Below are 16,505 nucleotides of genomic sequence, written 5' to 3' on the forward strand. Positions count from 1 at the left end.
CATTAACCATATTGTCGCTAATAAAGCAGCATGATCCGCGTGCTCGCTTTCCTGTGCCTCGCCGCCTGCTCGGGTGGTACACCCTATTTTCGCGACTTGCCCGCAACGCGCGTCGCGGTGAATGGCAGTATCTTCGACGTCCGCGTCCGCAATGAACTGGCCGAGGCCGTCCGCGTGAACCCGCAATACGCGCCGCGTCTGGGTCCGATCCGTGACCGGGCCGCGCTGGCCATGGCGCAGGTCTCGGGCTGTCCGCTTCTGGACGTTCTTGGCGATGCGGCCGTCACTGTGGGCGTGCTGGGCTGCGACCAGGAACTGGGGAAAAAACTGATTTTCGGCGCACTCCTTCGCCGTCCCTATGAATGCGTTGATTACGGATATTACGAAGACTACGGATATCAGGTCTTTGAATGCTCGCCTTACTGAGATACGCGAGACTCCGCGTAGTTTTGCCAAGATGTTGTGGATAACTTGGTCCAATCTCCCATATCCTGCGCAATCACGTTGACACCTCCCCCATCCGTTGCGCAGACTTCTTACCCATAGGAATCATACCAAGAGCAGCCATTGCGCTTTAGCAAACTCAAACTGACCGGCTTCAAAAGCTTCGTGGACCCGACCGATCTGATCATCGCGGACGGGCTGACCGGAGTGGTTGGTCCGAACGGCTGCGGCAAGTCCAATCTGCTGGAAGCGTTGCGCTGGGTGATGGGTGAAAACCGTCCCAAATCCATGCGCGGTGGCGCGATGGAAGATGTGATCTTTGCGGGCGCTGCCACTCGGCCTGCGCGCAACTTTGCCGAGGTGGTCCTGACCATGGACAACTCGGAACGTTTGGCGCCATCCGGCTTCAACGACAGCGACCAGTTGGAAATTGTCCGCCGCATCACCCGCGATGTGGGCAGTGCCTACAAGACCAACGGCAAGGACGTGCGCGCCCGCGACGTTCAAATGCTGTTCGCGGACGCCTCGACCGGTGCGCATTCGCCTGCGCTGGTGGGGCAAAACCGCATTGCCGAACTGATCAACGCCAAACCCCGCGCACGACGTCGCATTCTGGAAGAGGCCGCCGGCATCTCCGGGCTTTACCAGCGCCGCCACGAGGCTGAACTGAAACTGAAAGGTACCGAGGCCAACCTGACCCGTGTGGATGACGTTTTGGAGCAGTTGGGCGGGCAGTTGGCGCAACTCGCCCGTCAGGCCCGTCAGGCGGCGCGGTATCGCGAGATCGGCGAGTTGTTGCGTCAGGCCGAAGGGATGCTGCTCTATCGCCGCTGGAAAGAGGCCGACATGGCCCGTCAGGCGGCCGAGGAAAAGCTACGCGACCGGATCACCGAAGCCTCTCGCGCCGAGGCATCCGCGCGTGAATCCGCCGCCAAACGCGCTGAGATCGAGGAAACCCTGCCGCCCTTGCGTGAGGAAGAGGCCATCGCCGCAGCCGTCCTGCAGCGCCAGCAGGTGCAGCGCGATCAGCTGTCGGATCAGGAAACCCGCGCACGCCAGACGATCGAGACTCTGACCAACCGTATCCAGCAATTGGGCAACGACATCGAACGCGAATCCGGTCTGAACCGGGACGCGGGTGAGATGATCGAACGGCTCGAATGGGAGGCCCGCGAGCTTGCAAAAGCCGCCGATGGCTATGACGAAAAGGTCGCTGAAGCTGCTGAAGTTGCGCGCGAGGCCGCGTCGGTGTTGCAGGATCGCGAAGATCACCTGTCGCAGGAAACCGAAGACATGGCCCGTCTGGTGGCTCGCCACCAATCGGCGCAACGACTGGTTGAAGACAGCCGCAAGACACTGGCTCGTTCCGAGGGCGAGGAAGAAAAGGCCCGCGCCGCCGTGGACGAGGCGCGCAATGCCCTTTCCCGTGCCAGCGAGGCGTTCGAGACCGCGCAAGAGGGTGAGGAAGAAGCTCGCGAAGCTGCTGAGGCAGCGGAAGAAGCACTGGCCGCCGCCGACGAGCTGCGCAACGATACACAGGCGCGTGAGGCCGAGGCCCGCGCCAAACGCTCCGAGGCCGAGGGTGAACTGGGCGCGATAAGGGCCGAGACCACCGCGCTGGCCAAGCTGGTCGAACGCGACACGGCTGAGGGTGGGCAAGTGCTCGACATGCTGCGGGTGGCAACGGGCTTTGAAAAGGCATTGGGGGCTGCGCTGGCGGATGACCTGCGTGCACCGTTGGTCGAGGGCGACGGACCTTCAGGTTGGGTGCAGGTAGCGGGCTATGACAGCGACCAGCCCTTGCCCGACGGGGCCGAGCCGCTGGCGTTGCATGTGTCCGGCCCTGACCGCCTAAGTCGCCGTATTGCGCAGATCGGTCTGGTCGATGCGGATCAGGGCGCGCGCCTGCAGGCGTCGTTGAAACCGGGTCAACGCTTGGTCTCACGCTCGGGAGATTTGTGGCGCTGGGACGGATTCCGCGCCTGGGCCGAGGATGCACCAAGCGCTGCCGCCCTGCGTTTGGAACAGCTCAACAAGCTTGAGGCGCTGAAACAGGAACTGACCCGCACCGAGGCGCAGGCCGAAGGTGCCCGCGCCGCGCATGAAGCGCTGTCACAGCAACTGGCCAATGTAACCGAGGCTGACCGCCGCGCCCGCGAGGCCCGCCGTGCCGCAGATCAGCGCATGGCGGAAACCGCGCGGATGCTCAGCCGGGCTGAGGCGGATCGAAATCTGGCGCAGGGCAAGCTGGAAACACTGACCCTCGCGGTCGACCGTCACAAGGAAGACGCCATGTCCGCCCGCGCACAACTGCGTGAGGCTGAAGGCGCGTTGACTGGCCTGGGCGATCTCGACAGCGCCCGCGCGCAGGTCGAGGACATCAAGCAGACGGTCGAGGCGTCGCGGATCACCATGCTGACCCACCGCTCGACGCATGATGAATTGCGCCGCGAGGGCGAGGCGCGCACCCGGCGCACGCAGGAGGTGACTAAGGACCTCAGCGGTTGGCGGCATCGTCTGGAAACGGCGGAAAAGCGGATATCGGAACTGGCCGAACGCAAGGAAAGCTCGGAAGAAGAACTGACGGAGGCGATGGCGGCCCCCAGCGAAATCGCCGAGGCACGGGAAGAACTGAACGAGCTGATCGAAACCGCTGAGGCTCGGCGCGCCGAAGCCGCCGACAAGTTGGCCGAGGCCGAGACCCAGCAGCGCGAGGTGGTTCTTGCCGAGCGCGAAGCCGAACGTCTGGCCTCGGAGGCGCGCGAAAGCCGCGCGGCGGCTGAAGCGCGTTGCGACGCCGCCAAGGAAAGCGTAGTCGCCGCAGCAGAACGCATTGCCGAGGATCAGCAACTGACGCCGAACCAGCTGCTGAACCAACTGGACGTGAACCCTGATCAGATGCCCGCCGCCGACGCACTTGAAGCCGAAGTGAACCGCCACAAGCGTCAGCGCGACGCCATGGGCGCAGTGAACCTACGGGCTGAAGAGGACAGCAAAGAAGTTCAGGAAGAATTCGACACGCTGAACGGCGAAAAGGCCGATCTGGAAGAGGCGATCAAGGCCCTGCGCAGCGGCATCGCCAGCCTCAACCGCGAGGGTCGCGAACGCCTGCTGACCGCGTTCGAGCAGGTGAATTCCAACTTCGCCATGCTGTTCAAGCATCTGTTTGGTGGCGGCGAGGCCAATCTGGTCATGGTCGAAAGCGACGATCCGCTGGATGCGGGCCTTGAGATCATGTGCCAGCCGCCGGGCAAAAAGCTCTCGACTCTCAGCCTGCTTTCGGGCGGCGAACAGACCCTGACCGCGACGGCGTTGATCTTTGGCGTGTTCCTTGCCAACCCCGCCCCGATCTGTGTGCTTGATGAGGTCGACGCCCCGCTGGACGATGCCAACGTCACCCGCTTCTGCGACTTGCTGGACGAGATGTGCCGCCAGACTGATACGCGTTTCCTGATCATCACCCACCACGCGGTGACCATGGCGCGGATGGATCGGCTGTTCGGTGTGACGATGCAGGAACAGGGTGTCAGCCAACTGGTTTCGGTCGATCTGAAAAAGGCCGAGCAGATGGTCGCCTGAGCGATCACCGCAACGTTATGACCCATTCCCGGCTTGCCGGGTTAGGGTAGCGTATGACCCGATCACTGATCTTTTTTCTGCTATGCGCCACCCCACTTGCGGCCGCCGAATGGGCCACCAAACCCGGAGACCAGCCGCTTTCTCCGCAGGAGCTTGAGGCTTTGGCAGGCCAGACTCTGACATTCTATGATGACGGCCAGTCCAAATACTCGGCTGGAGGGGCCTATTCTTATACCTATGCCAGCGGAGAATCCGCCTTTGGCACCTATTCCATCGCCGGGGACGGCAGTGTTTGCATCGCGTATCGCAATGGGTTCAGCCGATGCGACCTATATGTCCGCAGTGGTGAGCGGTTGATCCTGATCGACGAGAAAGGCGATCGCTATCCGGTCAGAGCGAGTAATTGATCTGTTTTTCCCGATCAGTTGGTAAATTTGATAGAACCTTTGAGTAAAAACGGAAGAAAACGGGATAATCATCGTCAAATCAAGTTGTAGAATGCCCTGGATCGAAAAACTGATGGGGATGCCAAATGTGCCGTTTTTTGGCTTGGGTTGGGGAGCAGCGATATCTGGATGAATTGATCCAGGAGCAAGAGCAATCGCTTGTCATCCAAAGCCGCAACGCGTTGATCGGGAAGACACCAATCAATGCCGATGGGTTTGGACTGGCCTGGTATTCTGATCGCGAAACGCCTTGTTTCTACAAGGACACTCATCCCGCATGGTCCGATGCAAATCTCAAACAACTGGCTCATCACACACGATCACGACTGTTTTTGGCCCATGTAAGAGCGTCGACAGGCACTGCGACCTCGCGCAACAACTGTCACCCATTTGGATTTGGCAAATGGAGCTTCATGCACAATGGCCAGGCTGGAGGGCATGACCAAATCCGGCAGCAGCTCGATGCTATGATCCCGGCACATTTATACGGGCACCGAATGGGTGCGACAGAAAGTGAAGCGATCTTTTTGATTGCTCATGGCGAAGGTCTGGATTCAAATCCGATCGACGCAATGGCACGGGCCGTGGGGCGGGTGGAAGCGCTGTCCCGACAATGCGGATCGTCGCCTTATATGCGGTTCGCTGCGTGCTGGTCAGATGGCAGCCGTGTATTTGCGGCGCGCTATGCGTCTGATCGTTATGCACCCAGTTTGCATTACCGGGCCTCTGAAGACGGGATAGTGATATCTTCCGAGCCGCTTGATGCAGACAGTGACGGCTGGGTTGAAATACAGCCCAATACCGCCATCGTCACAGAAGGCTCGCTGGTATCTATCCATGCGTTTGATCCGTCAGTGAAACGTGAACCTGCAAAGGTTGCCTAGGCGCTGACCCTTATAGCTGCTTCAGCAGCTGTGTCGTTGGCCACGCATCCGCTGGCAAACCCATACGCAGTTGTTCAGCCTGCACAGCCGCACGCGTTCCGGCCCCAAGGATGCCGTCGATCTTGCCTACGTCGTGCCCGCGCGCCTGCAGTTTGCTCTGCAACTGTTTCATTTGCGCGCCCGTCAGCCCCGGCGCTGGATTACCTGCATCGTAAATCTGCGCGCCTTCCAGCCGTGTGCCGAAATAAGCGGCGGTCAGGACGTAAACGAAGCTCTGGTTCCATTCGAAATATACGTCGAAATTCGGGTAAGCCAGAAAGGCGGGGCCTTTATGCCCTTGTGGCAGGATCAGCGAGGCAGGCAGATTTGCCAACGACCCACTGCGCGCCTGCACGCCCATCGCCTGCCATTCGGACACCGAGCGGGGCTTGCCGGGGCCTGATAGTGACCAGTCCATCTGCGCGGGCACTGTGACCTCCTGCAGCCATGGCTGACCTGGTTGCCAACCCAGATGCGACAGCATCTTGGCCCCGGACATCAGTGCATCCGGCGCCGAGGTTTTTAGCGAAACCTTGCCGTCTCCGTCCCCATCCACGCCGTTTTCCAGAATGTCGCGGGGCAGCATCTGGACCATGCCGATTTCACCGGCCCAAGCCCCGGTGGTGCGGGCGGGGTCAAAATTGCCCTGGCTGTACAGCTCGATCGCGGCGAAAATCTGCGGGCGAAACAACTCGGGGCGGCGGCAGTCGTGGGCCAGCGTCACCAGCGCGTTGCGGGTGTTGAAATCGCCCTGAAAGGACCCGTAGTCGGTCTCGAACGCCCAAAATGCCAGTAGCACACCGCGCGAAATGCCGTATTCCTGCTCAATCCGGTCAAACACCGCGTCGTATTTGCCCGACATGGCCTTGCCCCGGTCGATCCGGTTCTGTGAAATCAGGCGCCGCGAGAAGTCGATGAATGGTTTCTGGAATACGCCCTGCGCGCGGTCGGCTTTCAGAACGGCTCCGTCCTGCTGAACGCCCTTGAAAAAGCTGTTGACGGTGGATTTGTCGTAACCCTGCTGAATGGCTTCGGCTTTCAGCCCTTTGACGAAGGCATTGAACCCACCGCCGCATTGGGCGAGTGCAGGCGAGGCGAAGAGGGCGGCGGCAATAAGGCCGGAAAGGAAACGCATAAGACTGATCCGTCAGAATATGAAGTTGAACCCAACCCACACCGACACGAGCCCAAGCGCAAGCCCCCATACCTGCCAGAGCATGTCTGATGCGCGAAAAACCTCCGCCGCGTCGATTTCTTGCCGGGCATTCCCGTTCACCCAGGCGAGATACCGCATCTGGCCATCATAGCTGCGCGGTCCGGCCAGTGCGATATCAAGCGCACGTGCCATCGCGGCCTCGGGCCAGCCTGCGTTGGGTGAGATATGGCGGCGTGCATCCTCAACCATCTCTCCCCAGCGCGACCATTGGCTGGACAGCGCGACGATCATTACGAAGGTCAGGCGCGCCGGGACAAGGTTCAGCACATCATCCAGCCGCGCCGCTGCCCAGCCGAAGGCGCGGTATTTGTCGTTGCGATAACCGATCATACTGTCGGCGGTGTTGACGACCTTGTAAACCAGAAGCCCCGGCAGACCTGCGACCAGAAACCAGAAGGCTGGGGCAATCACCCCGTCGCTCAAGTTTTCGGCGGCACTTTCGATGGCGGACCGCGCCACCTGCGCCTCGGTCATATCTCGCGTATCGCGCGAGACAATCATGGCGACTTGCGCGCGCCCTTCGGCAAGCGAGGTCAACAGGCCTTCACCTACTGCGCGAACATGGGTGATCAGGGATTTCTGGGCCAGAAGGATGGCGCAGACCACGATCTCGACGATCGGACCAAGCAGCGCCAGCAACCGGCCAAGGATGAGTGCCACCGCAACCAGGATGAGTACCGTCGCAACCCCTTTGAGGCGGCGATACGCCCCATGGTTCAGCCGGTTGTCCAGCCAGCCAATCGCGTTGCCCATCAGTACGGCAGGGTGGCGAATACGTGACCACAGCCAATCCGGCTCACCCAATGCTGCGTCCAGACACATGGCGCAGACCAATAGGAACGCGGTGCTCACAGCGCTGCTTCCAACCGGGCCCAACCATCTGCTGGCGGTAATCCAAGGCGCAGGTAGGTCCGGGAATAGGGGAAAATACGGCTCCAGATATGCGCCCGCGCCAATCGGTCTTGCCAGGCGGTCGCGTCATCAACGTCGTAGAGGCGGAACAGGCTGGTGCCGCCAATCAGCCGCGCACCTTTGGACGTTAAAAGCTGATCCAACCGTGTTGCTTCATTTGCCAGACGCATGCGTGTTTGATCAGCCCATTTTACATCGTGCAACGCTTGCGCGCCGATCCGCAGCGCCGGGCCGGATACGGCCCATGGTCCCGTCAGGTCATTCAACCGCGCAATAAGATCGGGATGGCCGATTGCAAAACCCAGTCGCAACCCGGCCAACCCCCAAAATTTGCCAAAGCTCTTCAGCACCACGATGCCGGGCCGCTGGGCCAGATGAATCAGCGAGGCTTCGGGCGTTACGTCGCAGAAGCTTTCATCGATCACCGTCAGCGACGCGTCGACATCCGCGTCCTGCCAGATGCGCCCATCGGGATTGTTGGGGTGTACGATGACACGTGCCTGAGCCGGGCCGCTCTCGTGCACCTTCCAACCCTGAGCGGTGAATGCAGCGGCATGTTCGTTATAGGTGGGCATCGTGATCTGCACGCGGCCGGCTTTGGTCAGCGCGGGCACGCGGGCAATCACCGCAGAGGCACCAGGCGATGGCAGAATCTCGGCCCCATCAGGCACGTTCCAAAACACCCGCGCCGCGTCCGAGAGGCGTTCGAACGCGCCATGATCCGGCAATTCCATCCAGTCCGGAGGCTGCAGGCCCGAGACTTTATAAGCATGCGGATTGATTCCCGTGGACAGATCGATCCAGTCTGCGCGCGTGCCCCCAAACCGCGTCATCGCGCCATCCAGCCCTCCGCCATGATCGCGCGCAGCCCGAGGGTTCAATCTGTCATCCTGTCCAACCATCTGCCCCAGCCGGAATCGCCTATTTCTCATGCTTCAAGCGGATTTTTGCCGTTCTTACAAGCGAATCCGCCCGATCACGGCGCTGTGCGGGCCTTGTTAACACTTTGTTAAGGAAATCGCGTGATCACGGACAACAGGGGTCGGCACCACTCACCCATATCACGTGCCGAGGTTGTTGCAAATGAAAGTACTGATTGTTGAGAGTAACCCCGATCTAGGTCGGGTCTGGCAGCGGCATCTGCAAAGGCAGGAGGCCGAAGTCACGCTGGTCGAAACGCAAGAGGCCGCGATCCTGGCACTGTATGGTACCGCATTCGATATCATCGTGCTGGATCTGGTTCTGGAAACCGGCAGCGCCTTGGCGGTTGCCGATTTCGCAAGCTATCGCAGGCCCGAGGCGCGAGTGATCTTCGTCACCAACACCACATTCTTCTCGGACGGATCAATCTTTGCCCATAGCGCCAATGCCTGCGCCTATGTCCAAAGCTCGACCCCGCCCGAGGATCTGGCGGCCATGGTCGAACACTACGCCGCCGGGCGCTGATCTCGTCCATGAGGTTCTGAATAGTCCAACGTTGGATTCACTGGAATAATTCGGTGCGGATTGATGCTGTCATGGCTGAAGTGATAGTGGCGCACGATGTGGTTCATGTTCACTGTCTGCGCCACGCCGGGCCATTGATATAGCTCCCGCGTAAAGGCCCAGAGGTTCGGGTAGTCCACCAACCGACGCTTGTTGCACTTGAAATGTAAATGATAAACCGGGTCGAACCGGATCAATGTGGTGAACAGGCGCCAGTCGGCCTCAGTCACGCGGTCACCCATAAGATAGCGGTTCCGGGCCAGACGATCCTCAAGCCAGTCCAGCGTGTCGAACAGAGGGCCAACCGCGGCGTCATAAGCTTCTTGCGAGGTGGCAAAGCCGGATTTGTAGACCCCGTTATTGACATCGGAATAGATGCGCGCGTTGACCTCTTCGATCTCGTCCCGCATTGCCTCGGGCCAGTAGTCGTCTGTGTTGCCGGTGATCCCGTTGAAAGCCGAGTTGAACATGCGGATGATTTCCGAGCTTTCGTTCGACACGATCGTTTTCTCAACTTTGTCCCACAGGATCGGAACCGTAACGCGGCCCGAATAGTGAGGGTCGGCACGGGTGTAGATTTGATGGGCAAATTCTGATCCGAACAGTTTGTCGCCGGTCGCGCCATGGTCGTCGGTCTCAAAGGTCCAACCTTTATCCAGCATATCTGGATGCACGACCGAGACCGAGATGTGGTCGCTCAGCCCTTTCAACTCACGAAAGATCAGTGTGCGGTGCGCCCAAGGGCAGGCGTGCGAGACATAAAGGTGATAGCGCCCCGATTCCGCCTCGAACCCGCCGCGCCCCGAGGGGCCGGGCGCGCCATCGGCGGTGATCCAGTTGCGAAACTGTGCGGCCGAGCGTTTGAACGCCCCGCCTGTGGATTTGGTGTCATACCAGGTGTCATGCCATTCGCCGTCGACAAGCAGGCCCATCGTTATTCCTTTCGCATTGCGATTGGGTCAAACATAGGCCGTCTTGCGCCCCGATCCTATTTCACCGGGCGCGCATCAGGCCTGCATGCGCGCACAGGTGGGATGCGGTGTCTGGGCACCAGAACCGCAATGCCAAAACTTATGTGACGCCGTTCACTGGATTTTTACAGGAATCGCGTCAGACTAATGAGTGTTAAGGGGGGAAGTTTATTATGAGTACCTATGTTTCCAAGGAAATTCGCGCCGAATTGGATGCGGCCCGAATCGCTACCCTCAAGAAATCCAGCCGTTTGCGGGTGGAGGTTGGCGACAATAGCTTCAAAATTTTGACATTGTGGAAGGATGGTTTCACCGTCGAGGCCGAAACCACGCCGCGCCTGCGTGGGCTCGTCGATATCTATGACGGTGCCAACCACATGTATCAGTGCCTGATAATCGCAGACGAAGAAGCGGTGGGTGAAATGCGCTATGAGTTCAAGCGTAACACTGTGGCGACGGACAAGGCTCCACTGGATTTCTACCGCGCCCCGGATGCACCGATCGCATTGCTTGAAAACCGCGACTGACGCGCGCACCGTTTGATCTTTGGCACCGACGCACCACCGGCGCTCGGGCGGTAATGGGGCCTCAAGATTCTCAGGGATCAGGCCGGACGGTTTAGTCGGAGGCCGCCAGGGTCAGGTGCACAGGAGCCAAACCATCGATGCCGCCTTCAATTCGGTCTCCGGCGACCACAGGCCCGACCCCGGCGGGTGTGCCGGTCAGGATCAGATCGCCGGGGCGCAAATGGTAGAAACCCGATAGATGGGAGATCAGTTCATCGATCTTCCAGACCAGCTCAGACAATGTGGCGTCTTGTACGACCCGCTCATTGATGCTCAGATAGATGCGCTTGTCATCAGATGGGCTCCAGTCATCGGCGCGGGTCAGCGGAGCGAAGACCGCGCCGTTTTCCACATCCTTGCCCAGATCCCAGGGGCGCTGCTTGTTGCGCTCGCGGATCTGCAGGTCGCGGCGCGTCATGTCCAGCGCACAGCCATAGCCAAAAATCGCGTTGCGGGCCTCAGTGGCTGTGGCCCGAAAAACCGGTTTGCCGATTGCAACGGCCAGTTCCATTTCGTGATGATAATCCTCGGTGCCTGCCGGATACGGCACATGCGCTCCGGTCAAAACCGCGTTGGGCGCGGATTTGGTGAAGTAAAACGGCGCCTGACGATCCACCTCATGCCCCATCTCGGCAGCGTGGGCGGCATAGTTGCGGCCCACGCAAAAAATCCGCCCGATCGGATAGGTCGCCTGTTCCCCCTGCACCGGGATGCTTGGGATGTCCGGAAGCGTAAAAAGGTGGTTGGGCATGACGTGCCTCCGTTTTTTTTTGAACGGGGTTCATTGTAAATCGCCAAAGGCTGCCTTCAATCGCGCACAGGCCTCTTCGACCCGCTCGCGTTGGGTGGCCAGATTGAAGCGCTCGAAGGTTTCTCCACCGGTGCCAAAACCGGGGCCTGAGGATGTCGCGATCCGCGCATCTTCGCGTAGGCGGCGGACAAACTCATCGTGGCTCATACCCGTGCCCGAAAAATCGACCCATGCCAGATAGGTCGCCTGCAGAGGCATCGACCACAGGCCCGGTATCTCGGCGATGGCAGCATCAAACAGCTTCCGGTTCGCGTCCAGGTGGGCAATTTGTTCATCGACCCATTTTGCACCTTCCGGCGAATAGGCGGCAGTGATCATCGCCACACCCAACGCACTGGGGTCATAGTCCAGCGTGGTGATCCGGTGCCGCATCTCGGCCCGCAGCTTGGCGTCGGGAATGATCATGTTGCCGGTACGCTGACCGGCGATGTTGAATGTTTTCGACGCCGCGGTCAGTGTCACCGTCCACGGGCGCGCGTCGGGGGCGGCCGTATCCATCGGTACGAAGGTATTGCCCGAATAAACCAGATCATGGTGAATCTCGTCCGACACAAGGATCAGCCCGTTGCGCTCCGCAAACGCCGCTACAGCGCGCAGTTCATCCGGCGTCCAGACCCGACCTGACGGGTTCTGCGGCGAGCACCACAGCAGCAGCTTTTCTGATCCGTCCAACCGCGACTGCGCATCGTCCAGATCAAGCCCATAGCTGTCGCCATCGCGTATCAGCGGGCATTCCACCACGCGACGGCCGGATTTGTTCACCTTATGGGCAAACTCATGGTAGACGGGCGTGAAGATCACGACGCCATCTCCCGGTTCACTCCAAACATCCAGACACAGGGCAATCGCATTGCCCAACCCTTGCGAGGTCAGAATCCAATCGGTATCGATCTCCCAGTTGTGGCGTGTCTTCATCCACCACTGGATTGCATTCAGATAATCCGGGTGCATCCATGAATATCCAAACGCGCCATGATCGGCCGCTTCCCGCACCGCCTCGATCACGCAAGGGGCCGTGGCATAGTCGGAATCAGCCGTCCACATGGCCAGCCCATCCTCGGGGGCGACACCGTAAAGCTGCTCCATCTTATCCCATTTTGAAGAGTTGGTGCCCCGGCGGTCGATCAGGTCGTTGAAAGTCATGTCATCTCCATCTGTCGAGGCGAAAGCTAACCACAAATCCATAAGGTGCAAGGGGGCCGTTGCGGAGGCGGGCGCGATGGCCTAAATCAGCCCCATGAAACGCAATATCCTGATCCATCCCGATCCCCGCCTGAAAAAGGTCTGCGCGCCGGTGGCCGACATCACCGACGATCTGCGCAAACTGGCCGATGACATGCTGGAGACGATGTATGACGCGCCCGGCATTGGCCTTGCTGCGCCGCAGATCGGTGTGCTCGACCGGCTGATCGTGGTGGACTGCGTCAAAGAAGAAGGTGAGGCCCCACGCCCACTGGTGATGTTCAACCCCGAGGTCATCGCCTCCTCGGACGAGACCAACGTTTACGAAGAAGGCTGCCTGTCGATCCCTGAGCAATATGCCGAAGTTACGCGCCCGAAGACGGTTGATGTCACCTGGCTGGACCGTGACGGTAATCTGCAGCAGGAAACCTTTGATGATCTCTGGGCGACTTGTGTGCAGCATGAGATCGACCATCTGAACGGTAAGCTCTTCATCGACTATCTCAAACCGCTCAAGCGTCAGATGATCACGCGCAAAATGCAGAAGCTCAAGCGCGAAAAGGCCCGTACATGACGGTGCGGACCTGCCTGCCGTGGCCCGACAAGCGCCTGCGCACCAAGGCCGAGGACGTCCCCGAGATCACCGACGACATCCGCACCATCTGGGATGACATGATCGATACGATGGAGGCGATGCCGGGCGTTGGCCTCGCTGCGCCGCAGATCGGAGTGATGCTGCGGCTGGCCGTCGTGGATGGCTCGACCCAGCGGGGCAAAGCTGTGCGACTGGCTAACCCCGAGATTCTGCACAGCTCGGTTGAGCTGCGTGAACATGACGAGGCCAGCCCGAACTTGCCCGGCGTGTCTGCCAAGGTGAAGCGACCGCGCGCAGTGACCGTGAAATTTCTCAACGAACAGGGCCAGATCGACCGCCGTGATTTTGTCGGCATCGAGGCCACCAGCGTGCAGCATCAGATCGACCACCTGAACGGGCGGATGTATTTTGACCGCCTCAGCAAGGTCAAACGCGACATGCTGCTGCGCAAAGCACAGAAGATGGGGTGAAACCCCATCCTACGGAGGGACGGATGCGTATCATCTTCATGGGAACGCCAGATTTCTCGGTGCCGGTGCTGGATGCGCTGGTCCGTGACGGGCACGAAATCGCCGCCGTCTATTGCCAACCGCCACGCCCCGCCGGTCGCGGTAAAAAAGACCGTCCAACCTCGGTGCACGCGCGTGCCTTGGCGCTGGGCTTAGACGTTCGCCATCCGACCTCGCTGAAATCACCCGAAGAACAGGCCAGCTTTGCAGCGCTGAATGCCGATATCGCGGTGGTCGTCGCCTATGGCCTGATCCTGCCACAACCTATTCTGGACGCGCCAACCCATGGCTGCCTGAACATTCACGCCAGCCTGCTGCCACGCTGGCGTGGGGCCGCGCCTATACACCGCGCGATCATGGCAGGCGATGCGCAAACCGGTATTTGTATCATGCAAATGGAGGCCGGGCTGGATACCGGTCCCGTTCTGCTGCGCGAAGCCACCGAGATCGGGATTGAGGAAACCACGGCGCAACTCCATGACCGCCTGTCGGATATGGGCGCGGCTCTGATCGTTGAGGCTCTGGCCAAACTGCACAGCCTTACACCTGACCCGCAGCCCGATGAGGGCGTGACCTACGCCGCCAAGATCGACAAAGCCGAGGCGCGGATCGATTGGTCGGCCCCCGCGTCCGAAGTCGATAGAAAAATCCGCGGTCTCTCCCCGTTCCCCGGCGCATGGACCGAGGTCGAGGGTCACCGGATCAAACTGCTGGCTTCGCGGCTGGCCGAAGGACGGGGCACTCCGGGCGAGGTGCTGGACGACCACCTGCGCGTGGCTTGCGGCGAAGGCGCAGTTGAGTTGCTGCGCTTGCAACGGGCAGGCAAGGGCGCGCAGGATAGGGAAACTTTTATGCGGGGATGGCCCATGCCGGCCGGGACCCGCCTGTCATCGGAGTAGGCGTACATGATCATGATCATGATGGGCACGGTCGTGATTGCCGGGATCGTAGGCTATCTGTCTGAACAGACTGGCTTTACCCATAACGGCTATCTGCAGTCGATCATCATCTGCGTGGGTGGTGCTTTCCTGTTCTATTTCGTGCGCATCATGTTCGGCATCAGCTTTGGCCCGCCGGGGTTGGACGCGGTGCTGTCCTCGATCGGTGCGCTGATCATCGTGCCCACGCATTGGAGGAAATGATATGCCGATCATCGCCCTGATCATCGTCGGAGCCGCTGCAGGTTTCCTCGCCACCCGCCTAATGCGGATCGAGGCCGATATTCCAACCACCATGCTGATCGGCATTGTCGGCGCTTTGGTGGGCGGTTTGGTACTGCGCACGCTCATCACTGTGATGGGCTGGCTCTCAGGGTTTATCGGCGCCGTTCTGGGGGCGCTCTTGGTGATCTGGATCTGGCAGACATATATCCGCCGCTGATCGCTTGACCCGACCGTGATCTGCGACCAATGTCCCGTCAATTCTTTGTTGAAAGGCCTCTCATGTCGCATGATCTGACCGCCGGAGACGTCGCCCTGATGGGTGTGCCGTTGGACCTGCATTCCTCGTTCCTGCAAGGCCCCGCCTTTGCGCCGGGTCGCATCCGCGAGGCGTTGCATTCCGGCGCGGCCAACCTGACCGCCGAGGATGGCACTGATCTGGGCGCAACCGACCGCTTCAAAGACACCGGCGATCTGGATGTGTTCGAGATGATGGGGCAGGAACCCATCGACCGGATCGAGGCAGAGGCCGCCGCCCGGATCGAAGCCGGTGCACGATTATTGTCGTTGGGGGGCGATCACTCGGTCGCCTATCCGCTGATCAAGGCCTACGCGGACCGGTATGAGGGGCTGAATGTCTTGCATATCGACAGCCACCCCGACCTCTATGACAGTCAGCAGATCGGCCCGCTGGGCCATGGCTGCCCGTTTGCCCGCGTGATGGAGACAGGCAAGATCAACCGTCTGGTGCAGGTCGGGATCCGCACCATGAACAAGCACCAACAGGAACAGGCCGACAAGTTCGGGGTCGAGGTGATCGACATGCGCAACTGGCGCCCCGATCTGGAGATCAGCTTTGACGGCCCGGTCTATCTGTCGCTGGACCTCGATGCGCTGGATCCAGCCTTTGCTCCCGGCGTTTCACATCACGAACCCGGCGGTCTCAGCACGCGCGAGGTGATCGACCTGATCCATCGCTTCAAAGGGCAGCTGGTCGGCGCGGATATTGTCGAGTTGAACCCGCACCGCGATCCCTATGGCATGACTGCCATGGTGGCGGCGAAATTCGTCAAGGAAATCGGCGCGCGGCTGCTCAGTCGCTAACGTTCGTCGCAGATTGCGGCAGTGCCAAGGCGAGGGGCGGACCGTGTAGTCATGTCGAACCGGTTCGCCTCGGACGCCGTCATCCAGTGCATCTCTTCCTCGGATGCTGCATCCAGCGTGAACCAGTAGAAGTCGGGATCGACGCCGATATCTTCGAAATAGTTCAAATACCGGTCATGCTCGGGGTGATCTTCGGGTAGCTCCGCAGCGACATAGCCGCCGCCGCCCCAGCTGTGGACCCCCACGCAGGCGCCGGGTTCCAGCACGCGTCGGTTACCCGCTAGAAACAAATCGGTGCCGCCCGAGGCCACCAGCCCGTTTGACGGAACCACTGTGTCGAAACCTTCCTCACGCACTACGCGACTGAAGACAACATTCGAGTCATCATCGACCGAACCTTCGATATTTTGCAGCACCAGTGTCTTGATCTCGGGGTTTTCGTCCATCACTTCTTCAAACGCGCTGAGCGTTGTGTGGTCGATCGTTCCAGATGCGACGATCTGATTGCCCACTGCCGTGAAACTGACCGGGGCGTATTGCTCTGCACATGCCGTTAGCAGCAGTGCCGTGGCCAGAAACGAAAGTCTGTAGGTCATCGCGAT

General features: G+C 60.2%; 19 protein-coding genes. 12 read left to right on the forward strand and 7 right to left on the reverse strand.

Going from position 1 to position 16,505, the window contains the following annotated elements; translation table 11 throughout:
* The first annotated feature begins 30 nt into the window (after window positions 1-30).
* The 4 genes from ACR0BT_RS19805 to ACR0BT_RS19820 all read left to right on the forward strand — a co-directional run bounded on the left by ACR0BT_RS19805 (window position 31) and on the right by ACR0BT_RS19820 (window position 5,353).
* Complete coding sequence (locus ACR0BT_RS19805; protein ID WP_170625093.1) at window positions 31-426, forward strand: hypothetical protein; 396 nt, start codon at window positions 31-33, stop codon at window positions 424-426.
* Between the two features lie 141 nt (window positions 427-567).
* On the forward strand, window positions 568-4,023 hold the full coding sequence (locus ACR0BT_RS19810) for a chromosome segregation SMC family protein (protein ID WP_480763902.1): 3,456 nt from the start codon (window positions 568-570) through the stop codon (window positions 4,021-4,023).
* A 53-nt stretch (window positions 4,024-4,076) separates the two neighbouring features.
* Window positions 4,077-4,430, forward strand: coding sequence for a hypothetical protein (locus ACR0BT_RS19815; RefSeq protein ID WP_170625094.1), 354 nt, complete (start codon window positions 4,077-4,079; stop codon window positions 4,428-4,430).
* Window positions 4,431-4,555: 125 nt separating this feature from the next.
* The gene (locus ACR0BT_RS19820) at window positions 4,556-5,353 is read left to right on the forward strand and encodes a class II glutamine amidotransferase (RefSeq protein WP_170425170.1); all 798 of its coding nucleotides are present in this window, start codon (window positions 4,556-4,558) and stop codon (window positions 5,351-5,353) included.
* 10 nt (window positions 5,354-5,363) lie between these two features.
* Here the strand turns inward: ACR0BT_RS19820 and ACR0BT_RS19825 are convergent, their stop codons facing one another.
* The 3 genes from ACR0BT_RS19825 to cobD are packed head-to-tail and all read right to left on the reverse strand — an operon-like array spanning window position 5,364 to window position 8,422.
* Window positions 5,364-6,527: a lytic murein transglycosylase gene (locus tag ACR0BT_RS19825; RefSeq protein ID WP_480763904.1), complete on the reverse strand. Its 1,164-nt coding sequence runs from the start codon at window positions 6,525-6,527 to the stop codon at window positions 5,364-5,366.
* 12 nt (window positions 6,528-6,539) lie between these two features.
* The gene (gene cbiB / locus ACR0BT_RS19830; protein WP_480763905.1) at window positions 6,540-7,460 is read right to left on the reverse strand and encodes an adenosylcobinamide-phosphate synthase CbiB; all 921 of its coding nucleotides are present in this window, start codon (window positions 7,458-7,460) and stop codon (window positions 6,540-6,542) included.
* A complete protein-coding gene (gene cobD / locus ACR0BT_RS19835) occupies window positions 7,457-8,422 on the reverse strand; it encodes a threonine-phosphate decarboxylase CobD (protein ID WP_480763914.1) in 966 nt (321 codons plus the stop codon). Before cobD ends, cbiB begins: the two co-directional genes overlap by 4 nt.
* A 181-nt stretch (window positions 8,423-8,603) precedes the next feature.
* On the opposite strand from cobD, the gene ACR0BT_RS19840 reads away from it, so the two are divergent.
* Window positions 8,604-8,966, forward strand: a complete 363-nt coding sequence (locus ACR0BT_RS19840; RefSeq protein WP_008756687.1) for a response regulator transcription factor — start codon at window positions 8,604-8,606, stop codon at window positions 8,964-8,966.
* On the opposite strand, the gene ACR0BT_RS19845 is transcribed toward ACR0BT_RS19840, so the two are convergent.
* Complete coding sequence (locus tag ACR0BT_RS19845) at window positions 8,948-9,937, reverse strand: glutathione S-transferase family protein (protein WP_170597432.1); 990 nt, start codon at window positions 9,935-9,937, stop codon at window positions 8,948-8,950. The two genes, ACR0BT_RS19840 and ACR0BT_RS19845, sit on opposite strands and share 19 nt — an antisense overlap.
* A 212-nt stretch (window positions 9,938-10,149) precedes the next feature.
* Here ACR0BT_RS19845 and ACR0BT_RS19850 point away from each other — a divergent pair, with 212 nt between their 5' ends.
* On the forward strand, window positions 10,150-10,503 hold the full coding sequence (locus ACR0BT_RS19850) for a hypothetical protein (RefSeq protein ID WP_170392635.1): 354 nt from the start codon (window positions 10,150-10,152) through the stop codon (window positions 10,501-10,503).
* A gap of 91 nt (window positions 10,504-10,594) precedes the next feature.
* Here the strand turns inward: ACR0BT_RS19850 and ACR0BT_RS19855 are convergent, their stop codons facing one another.
* Both ACR0BT_RS19855 and ACR0BT_RS19860 read right to left on the reverse strand, forming a co-directional pair.
* Entirely contained in the window at window positions 10,595-11,293 is a 699-nt protein-coding gene (locus tag ACR0BT_RS19855; protein ID WP_170392634.1) for a fumarylacetoacetate hydrolase family protein, read from the reverse strand.
* A 30-nt stretch (window positions 11,294-11,323) separates the two neighbouring features.
* On the reverse strand, window positions 11,324-12,496 hold the full coding sequence (locus tag ACR0BT_RS19860) for a MalY/PatB family protein (RefSeq protein WP_170392633.1): 1,173 nt from the start codon (window positions 12,494-12,496) through the stop codon (window positions 11,324-11,326).
* A gap of 94 nt (window positions 12,497-12,590) precedes the next feature.
* Here ACR0BT_RS19860 and def (ACR0BT_RS19865) point away from each other — a divergent pair, with 94 nt between their 5' ends.
* From def (ACR0BT_RS19865) to speB, 6 genes are all read left to right on the forward strand, one after another.
* Entirely contained in the window at window positions 12,591-13,109 is a 519-nt protein-coding gene (gene def, locus ACR0BT_RS19865; protein WP_170392632.1) for a peptide deformylase, read from the forward strand.
* Window positions 13,106-13,600 carry a peptide deformylase gene (gene def / locus ACR0BT_RS19870; protein WP_170513416.1) on the forward strand — a complete coding sequence of 165 codons (495 nt, stop codon included), beginning with the start codon at window positions 13,106-13,108 and terminating at the stop codon, window positions 13,598-13,600. The genes def (ACR0BT_RS19865) and def (ACR0BT_RS19870) overlap by 4 nt, the downstream gene beginning before the upstream one ends.
* Window positions 13,601-13,623: 23 nt before the next feature.
* Window positions 13,624-14,538: a methionyl-tRNA formyltransferase gene (gene fmt, locus ACR0BT_RS19875; RefSeq protein WP_480763906.1), complete on the forward strand. Its 915-nt coding sequence runs from the start codon at window positions 13,624-13,626 to the stop codon at window positions 14,536-14,538.
* 6 nt (window positions 14,539-14,544) lie between these two features.
* Entirely contained in the window at window positions 14,545-14,781 is a 237-nt protein-coding gene (locus ACR0BT_RS19880; RefSeq protein ID WP_170392629.1) for a hypothetical protein, read from the forward strand.
* 1 nt (window position 14,782) lies between these two features.
* Window positions 14,783-15,019: a GlsB/YeaQ/YmgE family stress response membrane protein gene (locus ACR0BT_RS19885; RefSeq protein ID WP_170392628.1), complete on the forward strand. Its 237-nt coding sequence runs from the start codon at window positions 14,783-14,785 to the stop codon at window positions 15,017-15,019.
* 62 nt (window positions 15,020-15,081) lie between these two features.
* Window positions 15,082-15,903, forward strand: a complete 822-nt coding sequence (speB, locus tag ACR0BT_RS19890) for an agmatinase (protein ID WP_480763907.1) — start codon at window positions 15,082-15,084, stop codon at window positions 15,901-15,903.
* Here speB and ACR0BT_RS19895 read toward each other — a convergent pair.
* Window positions 15,900-16,499 (reverse strand): COG3904 family protein, encoded by a 600-nt coding sequence (locus tag ACR0BT_RS19895; protein WP_170392626.1) that lies wholly within the window; start codon window positions 16,497-16,499, stop codon window positions 15,900-15,902. The genes speB and ACR0BT_RS19895 overlap by 4 nt on opposite strands.
* Window positions 16,500-16,505 lie beyond the last annotated feature (6 nt).

This window comes from Ruegeria sp. CJ6, from assembly GCF_056536665.1.

Excerpts from the sequence above, each read along its gene's own strand:
- ACR0BT_RS19805 (WP_170625093.1), top strand. The coding sequence starts at position 31 with ATGATCCGCGTGCTCGCTTTCCTGTGCCTCGCCGCCTGCTCGGGTGGT.
- ACR0BT_RS19815 (WP_170625094.1), top strand. The coding sequence starts at position 4,077 with ATGACCCGATCACTGATCTTTTTTCTGCTATGCGCCACCCCACTTGCG.
- ACR0BT_RS19820 (WP_170425170.1), top strand. The coding sequence starts at position 4,556 with ATGTGCCGTTTTTTGGCTTGGGTTGGGGAGCAGCGATATCTGGATGAA.
- ACR0BT_RS19825 (WP_480763904.1), bottom strand. The coding sequence starts at position 6,527 with ATGCGTTTCCTTTCCGGCCTTATTGCCGCCGCCCTCTTCGCCTCGCCT.
- cobD (WP_480763914.1), bottom strand. The coding sequence starts at position 8,422 with ATGGTTGGACAGGATGACAGATTGAACCCTCGGGCTGCGCGCGATCAT.
- ACR0BT_RS19840 (WP_008756687.1), top strand. The coding sequence starts at position 8,604 with ATGAAAGTACTGATTGTTGAGAGTAACCCCGATCTAGGTCGGGTCTGG.
- ACR0BT_RS19845 (WP_170597432.1), bottom strand. The coding sequence starts at position 9,937 with ATGGGCCTGCTTGTCGACGGCGAATGGCATGACACCTGGTATGACACC.
- ACR0BT_RS19850 (WP_170392635.1), top strand. The coding sequence starts at position 10,150 with ATGAGTACCTATGTTTCCAAGGAAATTCGCGCCGAATTGGATGCGGCC.
- ACR0BT_RS19855 (WP_170392634.1), bottom strand. The coding sequence starts at position 11,293 with ATGCCCAACCACCTTTTTACGCTTCCGGACATCCCAAGCATCCCGGTG.
- ACR0BT_RS19860 (WP_170392633.1), bottom strand. The coding sequence starts at position 12,496 with ATGACTTTCAACGACCTGATCGACCGCCGGGGCACCAACTCTTCAAAA.
- def (WP_170392632.1), top strand. The coding sequence starts at position 12,591 with ATGAAACGCAATATCCTGATCCATCCCGATCCCCGCCTGAAAAAGGTC.
- def (WP_170513416.1), top strand. The coding sequence starts at position 13,106 with ATGACGGTGCGGACCTGCCTGCCGTGGCCCGACAAGCGCCTGCGCACC.
- fmt (WP_480763906.1), top strand. The coding sequence starts at position 13,624 with ATGCGTATCATCTTCATGGGAACGCCAGATTTCTCGGTGCCGGTGCTG.
- ACR0BT_RS19880 (WP_170392629.1), top strand. The coding sequence starts at position 14,545 with ATGATCATGATCATGATGGGCACGGTCGTGATTGCCGGGATCGTAGGC.
- ACR0BT_RS19885 (WP_170392628.1), top strand. The coding sequence starts at position 14,783 with ATGCCGATCATCGCCCTGATCATCGTCGGAGCCGCTGCAGGTTTCCTC.
- speB (WP_480763907.1), top strand. The coding sequence starts at position 15,082 with ATGTCGCATGATCTGACCGCCGGAGACGTCGCCCTGATGGGTGTGCCG.
- ACR0BT_RS19895 (WP_170392626.1), bottom strand. The coding sequence starts at position 16,499 with ATGACCTACAGACTTTCGTTTCTGGCCACGGCACTGCTGCTAACGGCA.